Annotated in this window: 10 protein-coding genes and 1 pseudogene; 1 reads left to right on the top strand and 10 read right to left on the bottom strand. The window is 49.8% G+C overall.

All coding sequences use genetic code 11. From position 1 onward, the window contains the following. Positions 1 to 224: 224 nt before the first annotated feature. From GC101_RS36295 to GC101_RS25920, 5 genes and pseudogenes are all read right to left on the bottom strand, one after another. Positions 225 to 382: pseudogene (locus GC101_RS36295) on the bottom strand (YciI family protein); the annotation flags it as partial. A gap of 8 nt (positions 383 to 390) precedes the next feature. Further along, the gene (locus GC101_RS25935) at positions 391 to 1584 is read right to left on the bottom strand and encodes a Ger(x)C family spore germination protein (protein ID WP_171719633.1); all 1194 of its coding nucleotides are present in this window, start codon (positions 1582 to 1584) and stop codon (positions 391 to 393) included. Further along, positions 1581 to 2669 carry a GerAB/ArcD/ProY family transporter gene (locus GC101_RS25930; RefSeq protein WP_171719632.1) on the bottom strand — a complete coding sequence of 363 codons (1089 nt, stop codon included), beginning with the start codon at positions 2667 to 2669 and terminating at the stop codon, positions 1581 to 1583. The genes GC101_RS25935 and GC101_RS25930 overlap by 4 nt, the downstream gene beginning before the upstream one ends. Positions 2670 to 2694: 25 nt before the next feature. Continuing rightward, positions 2695 to 4446: a spore germination protein gene (locus tag GC101_RS25925; RefSeq protein ID WP_246354500.1), complete on the bottom strand. Its 1752-nt coding sequence runs from the start codon at positions 4444 to 4446 to the stop codon at positions 2695 to 2697. Positions 4447 to 4623: 177 nt separating this feature from the next. Beyond that, a complete protein-coding gene (locus GC101_RS25920; RefSeq protein ID WP_171719631.1) occupies positions 4624 to 5487 on the bottom strand; it encodes an alpha/beta fold hydrolase in 864 nt (287 codons plus the stop codon). Positions 5488 to 5673: 186 nt separating this feature from the next. Here GC101_RS25920 and GC101_RS25915 point away from each other — a divergent pair, with 186 nt between their 5' ends. Beyond that, positions 5674 to 6249: a TetR family transcriptional regulator gene (locus GC101_RS25915; protein WP_171719630.1), complete on the top strand. Its 576-nt coding sequence runs from the start codon at positions 5674 to 5676 to the stop codon at positions 6247 to 6249. A 41-nt stretch (positions 6250 to 6290) separates the two neighbouring features. Here the strand turns inward: GC101_RS25915 and GC101_RS25910 are convergent, their stop codons facing one another. The 5 genes from GC101_RS25910 to GC101_RS25890 form a co-directional block, all read right to left on the bottom strand. Beyond that, positions 6291 to 6479, bottom strand: a complete 189-nt coding sequence (locus GC101_RS25910; RefSeq protein ID WP_052421883.1) for a hypothetical protein — start codon at positions 6477 to 6479, stop codon at positions 6291 to 6293. Positions 6480 to 6593: 114 nt separating this feature from the next. Next, positions 6594 to 7445 carry an RCC1 domain-containing protein gene (locus GC101_RS25905; protein ID WP_171719629.1) on the bottom strand — a complete coding sequence of 284 codons (852 nt, stop codon included), beginning with the start codon at positions 7443 to 7445 and terminating at the stop codon, positions 6594 to 6596. Positions 7446 to 7538: 93 nt separating this feature from the next. Beyond that, complete coding sequence (locus GC101_RS25900) at positions 7539 to 8891, bottom strand: MATE family efflux transporter (protein ID WP_171719628.1); 1353 nt, start codon at positions 8889 to 8891, stop codon at positions 7539 to 7541. 241 nt (positions 8892 to 9132) lie between these two features. Next, positions 9133 to 9819 (bottom strand): MarR family winged helix-turn-helix transcriptional regulator, encoded by a 687-nt coding sequence (locus GC101_RS25895; protein ID WP_171719627.1) that lies wholly within the window; start codon positions 9817 to 9819, stop codon positions 9133 to 9135. Positions 9820 to 9932: 113 nt separating this feature from the next. Then, the gene (locus GC101_RS25890; RefSeq protein ID WP_171719626.1) at positions 9933 to 10742 is read right to left on the bottom strand and encodes an alpha/beta fold hydrolase; all 810 of its coding nucleotides are present in this window, start codon (positions 10740 to 10742) and stop codon (positions 9933 to 9935) included. Positions 10743 to 10748 lie beyond the last annotated feature (6 nt).

Raw genomic sequence — 10748 nt, 5'->3', positions numbered from 1 at the left:
CTACGCCGCTTGAAACAGATGAATTGCTGCATTTTTTACAACAATATTGGATTTGAGCCGATATGGAGAGGGGAATGTTGTATTATGTGCAGGATTTTATGAGAAGCTACAGAACTTCGTCTTAATCCCCAGAAAGCTGATGAACCGGGAAATTCCTGCGGCAACTGCAGCCGCCCGGAGCCCGGATGCCACATTATTCACGGTTGAAGGATTTGGTTGTCTTCCCCTGCTGCCGGATACGAAAGGCGAATCCCGTTTGAGCTTGGATGAAGTCCTTTTGCTGAACCCGCACACCTGCCTTAACTAATTCCTCATTGTACTGTGTCATGGCTTGCCTGAGTTCCGGACTTGGGAGATTCCCGGCCTCCGAATCCTCCAATATATATTAGGTCAGTCCGTCGCTGTACCGGAAGCACCATACTCTTCGATTTGAAGCTTAACCTCAAGGTGTACCGGAAGCCCGGTGAACGTCTGATCCCAATGCTCCTTCACTTTCCGCCATTCCTCAGGATGCTGAATCCTCAGGGTTTTACCGAATCCGCCGACGTCGGCGTGCAGCTCATGTTGCATTTTGTCAATCACCGTCTCAACCAGCTCCCTTACCTCCTTCTCCAGCTCCGTGGCGTCCTGTCTCATAAAAGCCGCATCCAGCCGGTCCCCGTCTGTTGAGAAGGTTTCGGCGTACCGGCCTTTCGATTCGATCTTTACATGGAACGAAATCTGACCCTCCTCCACAACCGCTTTGATCTTGCTGCTCATCGCTTTCACCTCATAGGTGATCAGCCTGCCGGTGTCATCCTTGTGGGTTTTGAGTACACCGCCTTTCCCCTTGCCTGTCAGCCAGACTACACCCTCCAGCTCCTTCTCGCTCAAAAAACCGCTAAGCTTGCCTGACTCCCCGTCAATGATTCCGGCTCCGGCAAACTTCATTTCATTCTCCGCAGCAATAACATTCTGCAGCAGAAAGCTCTTCTTGCTGTGCAAAGGTCCAACAATCTTGGTAATGGTTACCGGGTCCCAGATGCGCAGACTCCGGTCTCTGTTGCCGAAGATGCCTTCGAGCACAAAAGCCGGTGTCTGGCCGGGCAGCACATTGTTCAGTACATCCTTGGCCTTCCCCTTGCTGACCAGGACCAGCACGCTCGGGCGGATATCATTATCCCGGCTGAAGAAATCAATCAGCTCTGACAGCTTCGTGGAACGGGCCAGCTTTTCGCCAATAACAATCACCTTTAAGTGGTGTCCGATCGGCTGGCGGTTGGTGCGCAGCGAGAGCTCACGGATGGCTTCAAAGATAGAATCGCCGGTCTCGGTCATATTGTAGAAGTTTCTTGAAGCAGCCCCTTCTTTTTTGGAGCCTACAGCGCCTTGCGGCACAATAAATTGATAGGTCGCCGATATCCGCTCACGCTTGGAATAATCTCCGCCCTCAGCCTCAAACTTCTTTTCAATGACGGTCTCATCAGCCGCATCCAGTGCTACCGCCACTTCCATATTCAAATTCTCAATCGGTGCACTGCTCCAGCAGGCCGTTAACAGCATTAATTGAGCGATCGACACAATCAGCAGAATGCAGCGCTTCATGAACCTGCTCTCCGGAAATAAGCAATGAGCAGCAGCGGCAGCGGGATCAGTCCGAAGAGCACAATTGCCCAATTGCCAAGCCCAGTGCCAAAGGCAAATAAATTATTAATGTTGTGCGGCACTTCCGTGATGATATACGCCACCGGCAGCAGCAGGAACAGGCAATGATCCAGCTTGAGGTTGAAGATTTGCGAGACTCCCAGTGCGGCTCCGTAAAAGGAGATGCAGAACGTACAGAAAATCTGCATTATCCAGATTACCAGCAGCAGTGACTCAAACCGTTCGAACAGCAGATTCACTTCAAAGCTGCGGATCAGGTCAATGAATGGCCAGGTCCGGGTAACCACTCCTTCTACAGAAAATGCCCCTATCGTCAGCACAACCGCCAGCAAATAAAAAATCATTGAGATCAGGGTTCCGATCACGAGAACTCTGCCGGCCCGTTTGGGCTTGTCCATAAAAGCAACAAGAAACAGCAGTGCTTCGCCGGCTGTATAGGTTAGGGCCGTTGGCTGAATTCCTCTCCAGACCGGAGCGAGGCCTTCTCCAAGTACAGGCCGCAGATTGTCCAGATCGAACACCTTAAGGCTAAGCAGGCAAACGCCGAAGAATATGGCACCGGCCAAAGGAGCCACCAGTCTGCTTAGCCGTGATAAAGCATTGATTCCCCCTCTGCAGAGATAAAGGGCGACCCACAGGAACAGGCCGGCTACTGCCCATGCAGGGGTACCTTCCAGGAGGAAGAACATGGTTACCTCCTGCATAGTACGCAGCTCATAGCCGGACACCGCGAGGAAATACCCGATGATCACCAGCCCGAGCAATACGGCGACCGGTTTGCCGGTAATTTGGGTGCTGTATTGAAAAAAGGTCTGGCCCGGAAACCTCTGGCTGAGTCTGACAATAATAATACCTGTTATCATCGAACAGAGCGCCCCCAGTATTACTGAAATCCACACATCGGGCGTGCCTGCAGCCTGCACGGTTGTCCGGGGAAGGCTGAATATCCCGGCTACGAGAATGTAATTTACCATAATAATGGTCGCCTGACTCGTTGTAATTTTGTCATGGGCTTTAGTGATCATTGGCTCACCTCCCTTTCACTTAGGCTTATCTTTTACGCAGCTTATCCTTGGGCTCCAATAGTGAAGGACGGCGCTTCATCAACTGCAGCGGTACCCGGACAATAAAGTCGCGAAGGTCACTCATCCGGTTAGGGGTGATCATGCTCAGATAAGGCACACCGAAGCTCTTCAGCTTAATCAGATGACTGCTCAGCAGGAGGAAGAACAGTACTACACCGTACAGCCCGAAGGTAGCGGCGAAGAACATCGCGAAGAAACGGAGAAACCGTAGGGTGATCCCTGCACTGTACATCGGTACCGAGAAGGAAGAGATCGCCGTAACGGCAACGACAATGACCAGAATCGGGCTGACAATCCCCGCTTCTACCGCCGCTTGGCCGATAATCAGACCACCGACGATACCCATGGCCGGGCCAATCGGCTTAGGCAGGCGCAGGCCCGCCTCACGCAGGATTTCGATCGAAATCTCCATAATGAGCGCTTCGATTAAGGTCGGGAACGGAACTCCCTGGCGTGAGCTCATGATCGAAATCGCCAGCTTGGTCGGAACCAGACCGGGATGGAAGGAGAGGAAGGAAATATAGAGCGCCGGAGCAAACAGTGATACGGAGGCGGCGAAGAAGCGCAGCATCCGCAGCAGGGAGCCGGAGAACCAGCGGTCATAATAATCCTCCGGGGATTGCAGCAGCATCCCGAACGTCACCGGCATGATCAACGCAAACGGCGTGCCGTCAAGCAAAATGGCAGCCCTTCCCTCCAGCAGTGCGGCCATCACCCGGTCCGGCCGTTCCGTATTCTGAATCTGCTGGAAAGGGCTGAGATAATTGTCCTCTACCAGTTGTTCGATATAACCGGATTCCTGTACATCATCGATATTAATCGTATGAATTCTCCGGGTGATTTCTGTAATCAGTTCATCATTAACAATTCCTTTGATGTAGGTTAGTATCAGCTCTTTCTCGACTCTTTCCCCGACCGTAAACGAGATCATCGCAAGATCGGTGTTCTGTCCGTGCCTGCGCAGCATGGCCGTATTGTCGCTCAGCGCTTCCGTGAAGCCGATCCGCGGGCCGCGCAGCAGCGCTTCCGAGATCGGTTCCTCTACACTTCTTGTATTCCCTTTAGACGTCCCCAGGATGAAGACCTCGTTCATTCCTTCGATCAGCAGCACCGCAGAGCCGAATAACACCTTTTTGAGCGACATGTCCAGCTGATTGGTGAATTCAACTTCCGAGACCAGCACCACCTGATGGACAATGATTTCTTTCAGGCTCGCCGGATCAGGCGGAGTGTCCAGCCCTTCAAATGGACGTGCTGCGTTCATCAGCGGCCTTAGGATATTGCGGTCCATCCCGTCCTTGTCGGTGAGGCCGTCCAGAAAGAACAGCGCTGCCTTCAATTTCAGGGTCCCTACACGTAGCTCCCGTACATTAACATCCGACATATCCGCACTGATCTCCCTAAAGGTCTGCAGATCCTGCTGAAATTGTCCGGTATAGGTTAACGCTGGCTGCTGATTTTTCTGCGAAACTGTTGAAGGAACGATCTTATGATTCTTCACGGCTTCACTGGTTTGCTCCGCTTCACCGGTATCCTCGGAGCTTGGCACGCCTCCGCCCTTCTGGCCTTCCGCCCGTCTTCCCCGGGTACTGGCCTTGCCTTCCTTAGCGCGGAGCAACAGCATGCATCTTGTCAAAATAACAGGAACAATAAAAATAATAAGTGCCTGCATGCACACACTCCAGCCGGGAATGTAACCCGTTATGCTCTTCCACAATACAAACACCCCCTCTGATCGTAACCCTTATTTTGGCCGATGCTGGATAATTCATGCACACCTGCTAATTTAAAAACGGTAAAGTGCTGCTCCCTGCATTTCCGTACACGCAAAAACAGCCGTATGCTCCCGCTTGGGGACCAGACAGCTGTTAGTCTATATTTTAAGATGATTGTGCTACACGTTTCGTTTCGTCAGAAAACTGCGGATGAGGCTCACACTGAGTTCCAGATCTTCTTCAAGCGGGAAATGCCCCGTATCTAATAAATGAACCTCCACATCTTTTAAATCCTTTTGAAAGGCTAAGGCTCCCTCCGGTCCAAAGAAAAAGTCGTTTTTACCCCACGCAGCGAGTAAAGGCGGCTGAGAGTTCCGGAAGTATTCCTGCCAGACCGGATATTGTTTCAAATTATTCTGATAATCGTAAGAGAGAGCCAGTTGAATGTCTTGATTCCCCGGACGATCCAGGGCAATTTGGTCCATATTCCAGTTATCAGGGCTTATGGCCTCAGGATTACGGGTTCCATTCACATACTGAAACTTCGTCAGTTCCGGTGTCAGCAGATTGAGCATACCTTCAAGACTGGCCGGATTCCCGGGATCATTCCAAAAGGCACGCATCGGTGCCCATGACTCTCCGATTCCCTCTTCATAAGCATTTCCGTTCTGTGAAATAATGGCTTGAACGCGTTCCGGATGCATACGGGCTAAACGGAAGCCTACCGGAGCACCATAATCATGAACATACAGGATATATTGGTTCAGGTTCAATTGTTCAACGAATGCATTGATCAGCAAGGCCAGATTGTCGAAGGTATACGTGAATTCTGAAGTTGACGGCTGATCGCTGTTCCCGAAACCGGGATAGTCTGGAGCTACGATATGGTAATCGACTTCGAGTTCACGAATAAGGTTTCTGTACATGTGCGATGAAGAAGGAAATCCATGCAGCAGAAGAAGTGTAGGCTTCTCCCTGCTCCCTGCCTCGCGGTAAAAAATATTCAAACCTTCAACTTGTGCATAGCTGTATTGTATAGTCATTGAGCCAACCTCCCCATTATTACCGGTAACCAGCTTACCTGTTCCGATACTCAATAGTATACATACAGGTCTGTATAGTTTCAAGTTATTTTTTTAGATTTATCATTTGCGTAGTAACCGTGGGCCATTTATAATAGATAGACTGATCTGTATACTTTTGAAATACTGTGAACCGGAGGGAATCCTGTGGCTAATAAAAGTAAAAAAGAACATATCCTAACTGTCGCCTCCGACTTATTTAATAAAAAGGGAATCCGGGCTACCGGTGTAGACCAGGTTGTTTCTGAATCGAACATAGCCAAAATGACGCTCTACAATCATTTCCGTTCCAAGGACGAGCTTGTCCTTGCTTATCTCATGAAGTACGATGATGAATGGAGAAAACGGTTCGAAGACTCAGTCAACAAGAGCGCAAAAACACCCAGGGACAAATTATTAGCTGTATTCGATATGCTTGGAGAATGGTTCGGGGAGCCGGAATTTAATGGCTGCGTCTATATTAAGACGGCAGCGGAATTCATGGATCACTCCCATCCTTACTATGAAGCAGCCCGTAATTACAAAGCTTTTATGAAAAAATACATCGATTCTGTTCTTAATGAATGTCCGTCTGTGAATCGCGAAGCCTTATCCAGCGGTCTGTCTCTGTTAGTGGAAGGCGCGATTACTGCAGCCATGCTGCAGACCGATCCCAAGCCTGCGGAGCATGCCCGGGATACCGCCAGGGTGATCATTGATTATTATCTAGCAAATAATAAGTAAGCCGGTCCCGAAAGGGACCGGCTTCATTAAACTTATTAAGATTAATCCCGTTTGTTCTCTACAGATTTCATACGGTTCTGATCGTCAGGCACACGGTCAACACTAAATTCCTGGCCGGCTTCTGCCTCGCCATGGGCGCTGACACTCCGGGCAAAATTGGTGAACTGCTTTTTGTGCTCATCTTGCTCGTGCTTTAGACGAAGAAGCTCCTTCGGATCCTGATTTGTCATTGTCTTAACCTCCCGGGGAATTCAAAATGCAGCGATTTACGATCATCTTTTATCAACTTTTCCATTGATTACAATGCCCTTATTCGTATGATTTATTCGTATTTCGTCCTGCTCTCAATAGCCCTCCAGCTGTCCGAAAGGCCAACTGCTCACCTCGCATTGACCATATGTATCATCACCCGCAGCTATCACCGTGCCATCTGACTTAAGTCCGACGCTATGAGCACAACCAGCCGCAACCGCCACGATACCGCGCCAGTCACTTATATTGCATTCGCCGTGTTTATTCCAGCCTTGAACTTCCACAGTACCGTCTGCTTTAAGACCGATGGTGTGATGACTCCCGGCTGCTATCGCCACTATGTCCTGCCAGGTGTTTACGTTACATTGGCCTTCGTGATTCCGGCCTGCTGCAACTACCGTGCCATCTGCTCGAAGTCCGACGGTATGGAGATAACCTGCCGCAACCGCCACTATATTGCGCCAGCTGCTAACATTGGATTGGCCATACCGGTTATTCCCCGTAATTGTGACCGTGCCGTCCCATTGAAGTCCGGCGGTATGCCAGTCGCCAGCTGCAACCGCTATAATGTCACGCCAGCTGTGTACATCGCATTGACCTTCATTATTCCGGCCCACGGCCACTACCTTGCCATCCGATTGAATGCCAACCGAACGGCGCCAACCCGCAGCAACCGCCACGATACCGTGCCAGCCGTTTACCTCACATTGATCATGCTTATTCCAGCCCACAGCGGCCACCGTACCGTCTAATCTGAGTCCGAGGGTATGTGAATTACCCGTATGGGCATTAGCTGCAGCAATTGCCACCATATTCTGCCAGCCAGTTACGTCACATTGACCATATTTATTGTCGCCCACTGCCATTACCGCCCCATCCGGCCTAAGCAGGACCGTATGACGGTAACCAGCTGCTATGGAAGGCACACGTTCCACCACATTCATGAATCTCGCTCCTTCATTGAAGACTTCGGTATTATTGCGGCTCCCTCTAGAGTATCTACTCTAGGCTGTCTTATCAAGCGCTGATTCCAGATCCTACTGTGCTAAACTTACCAAGTCCGGCTGCAATTTGTTCCGCAGAACATACAGCATGATGGCCCCGACCAGGAACGCCACGACATCGGAAATGACCAAGGACCAGACCACCCCATGGAAGCCGTTCATCCGGTTGGCGATGTAGAGCACAGGGATCAGAGTGGCGCCTTGAATCACTGACATAATAAAAGCTGCAGTTCCCTGCGCAGTTGCCTGGAAGATCCCCGTAAATAGCGTCGTCATTCCTGTAATGAACAGGGATAAGAAGGTCACATGCAGGATGTAGCTGCCCATTTCAATCAATTGCGGGTCATTCGTGAACAGCCCGATTAAGTGGTCAGAGATCAGGTAGACAATAACGCCGAACACGACAGCTAGTGCCAGTATGGTTTTAATCGTAAATTGAATAGTATGCTTCATGCGCAACCGGTTGGCTGTAAAAGAGAAGGCAATAAGCGGCACGACGCCCTCGCTTAAGCCCATCAGGATTAACTCGGGGAATTGCAGCAGTCGTGAGGAAATTCCGAAGCCCGCAATAGCCTGCTCCCCATATTCGACCAGATAACGGTTAAAGATGAGTGACATGGCACCCATGAAGAGACTCATCACAAAGACGGGAACTCCGATTTTGAATACATTGGCTAGAATGGTCTTAGTGGCCTTGAATTGTTTCAGGGAGATGGTTAAGAATTGGCTCTTAAATCCTATATGATACACGTAGTATGCACTCGCAACCATATTGGAAATGACCGTTGCAGACGCAACACCGATCACATCCCAGTGGAAGACGAAAATGACTAGAGCATCCAGAATAATATTCACTACTACACTGAGCAGCATGCCGATCATTGATGTTATTGCAGCACCTTCGGAGCGGACGAGATTCTCCAGCGTGAAGAACAGTACAACGAAGGGTGAACCTATAAGCATAATGGTGACGTAGTCTTTGGTAAATCCGAAGGAGTCAGGCGTTGCCCCCAGACCATGCACGATGGAATCAATGAGCGGGAGCCCCGCTGCCATAGCGATAATACCGAGAACCAGGCTGCTGTAAAAGGCAAATGCAGACACATGTTTAACATCGCCGAATTGTTTCTCTCCCAGCAAACGGGAAATGAAGGCACTGCTGCCGACGCCAATCAGGTTGCCCAGCGCCATAATGACGGCGAATAACGGTAAGGTTAAGGCAAGTGCAGTTAACATGGCAGTATTATTAAGGGTGCCTATGAAAAAGGCGTTTAAAATGGAATAGATGACACTCATTGACGTTCCAAGCATCATGGGTATTGCGAAGTGCGCTACGGCTTTTGCAACCGGTGCTTTTTCAAAGTAATGGAGGTTTTCTGTATCCATGTGGTTCACCACTTTCTTAAGTTATGTTTGTTTGCGAATTAGTTAGAATTCTAACTATAAATTGATTACGAACTTTACGCCGCAGCAAACAAACCCGTAACAAGGACATTGCGGGCTTGGTGTGCGGGAATGGGTTTAACCTTAATTCAAATTCATTATTTACGCTGAAAAGGAATTGCGCTGCCTTTGCCCTGCTCCTGCAGAAAGACAGCGCCTATGCTTCTTATAGTGAATGTTCTGCTTACTTATCTTCCGGATGGTCTGAATTGTCCGGCGAGCCATCTCTGCCATCTCGGGAAGGCCAGCCGAACCCGTTCATGCCGCCGCCATGCCCTTCTCGGCCAAAACCGGGGAGTCTTCCGCTAAAGCGTCCGTCATCCATATTTCCCCACATTCTGCTCATTTGTCCGCGCATAGCCATCAGCTTGTCGAATTCCTCTGTCCCGATGCGCTCCTTAGCCGCTTCCATCCACATGGCCATTACGTCACGATCTGCATCTGTTCCAAGCTCTTCCTCTAGCGCTGTAATGACGCGGACCAGGTATTCCCCGAAGGCTGCCTGTTCTTCTGGAGACAGGACTGAAAATATGCTGCCGCCCTCAACCTCCTGGCCTTCTTCCGCTTGCCCTTTGGGCGTGAGATAGATCAGCATGATACGTTTGTCTGTCTCTGAAGGTCTGCGGGTTATATACTCGGCCTTCTCCAGTTTGGCAAGCAATTCATTGAGCGAGGATACACGGATGTCCAGCATATAGGATAAATCCTTCGTGCTGATTCCGTCCTTCATCCGCAGAAACGCCATGATCCGGCCTTGCCCGCGTGACGTATCAGCCATGGGACCCACAGCAGCGTGGTTCTTCAGGTGTTGTCTCTGCAACAGCCATTGCAGCTTGGCAAGCTTGTCGTACAATTCAGCATTCATATTCATTATGAATCCTCCCCGGGATATATTCACGGTACCTGTTAATCAATGTAACGGTACCTGTTGAATTTATTATAACGGTACCTGTTATACTTGTCAAAGATTTTCTACAGGTGCCGTTAATAAATTTTCCGCTGGAAGCATTGCTGGTCTTTCAGGTAATCAAGCAATAGCCGGTTGAAGTGCTGCGGCTGACATAAATGGCTGGGATACATGGCATCTTCAAGTATTGCCAGCGTGGCGAGCGGATATTTGGCCGCTGTTTGTCTCACCTGCTCCAGAACCCGCTCATTCTGATTGCCTGATACACAAAGAACGGGAACCTGCAGCCTCAGTGCAAACCCGTAGCTGTCCGTATGTCTTAGTGCCAGACGCTGTTTAATCAATTCTGTTGTCCGTTCATGGACAAGCTCTCTTCTCAGAATATGATACGCAGACAGCCATTTGTTATATGTAATGCGCAAAGACCGGATGAACATTTCAGCCGGAAGATAATGGGCGACCCATGCGCAGATTTGAAAGAGCTCCAGCACTTTGCTGCCTTTGGCCGTATAATCTCCTTGGAAGTAATTGTCCACCAACACCAGATTAATTACCCGTTCCGGATTCAGATAGGCGAACTTCTGGGCGAGCACAGCGCCGCTGGAACAAGCTACGATGACGGCCCGTTCTACGGACAGTCCATCCAACAATCCCTTCAGATCTTCACACTGCGTGTCTACAATCCGGCTGATCTCTACATCCATTTTACCGGATTGCCCATTCCCTCTTAAGTCAAACAAGATCACTTTCGCCCGCTTGCTGAAATACTCCGCCTGAGGCTCGAACAGATGATGTGAAGTCGAATAATCATGAATAAAAACAATGGGCAGACCACTGCCCGACACCTCGTAATAGAGGGTAGTTCCATTGACGTCAATATACGGCATTACCTG

The organism is Paenibacillus phytohabitans, from assembly GCF_013141775.1.
Lineage (GTDB): Bacteria > Bacillota > Bacilli > Paenibacillales > Paenibacillaceae > Paenibacillus_AQ > Paenibacillus_AQ phytohabitans.
Note: the sequence above shows the minus strand (reverse complement) of the source record. Positions and strands in the feature narration are given on the sequence as shown.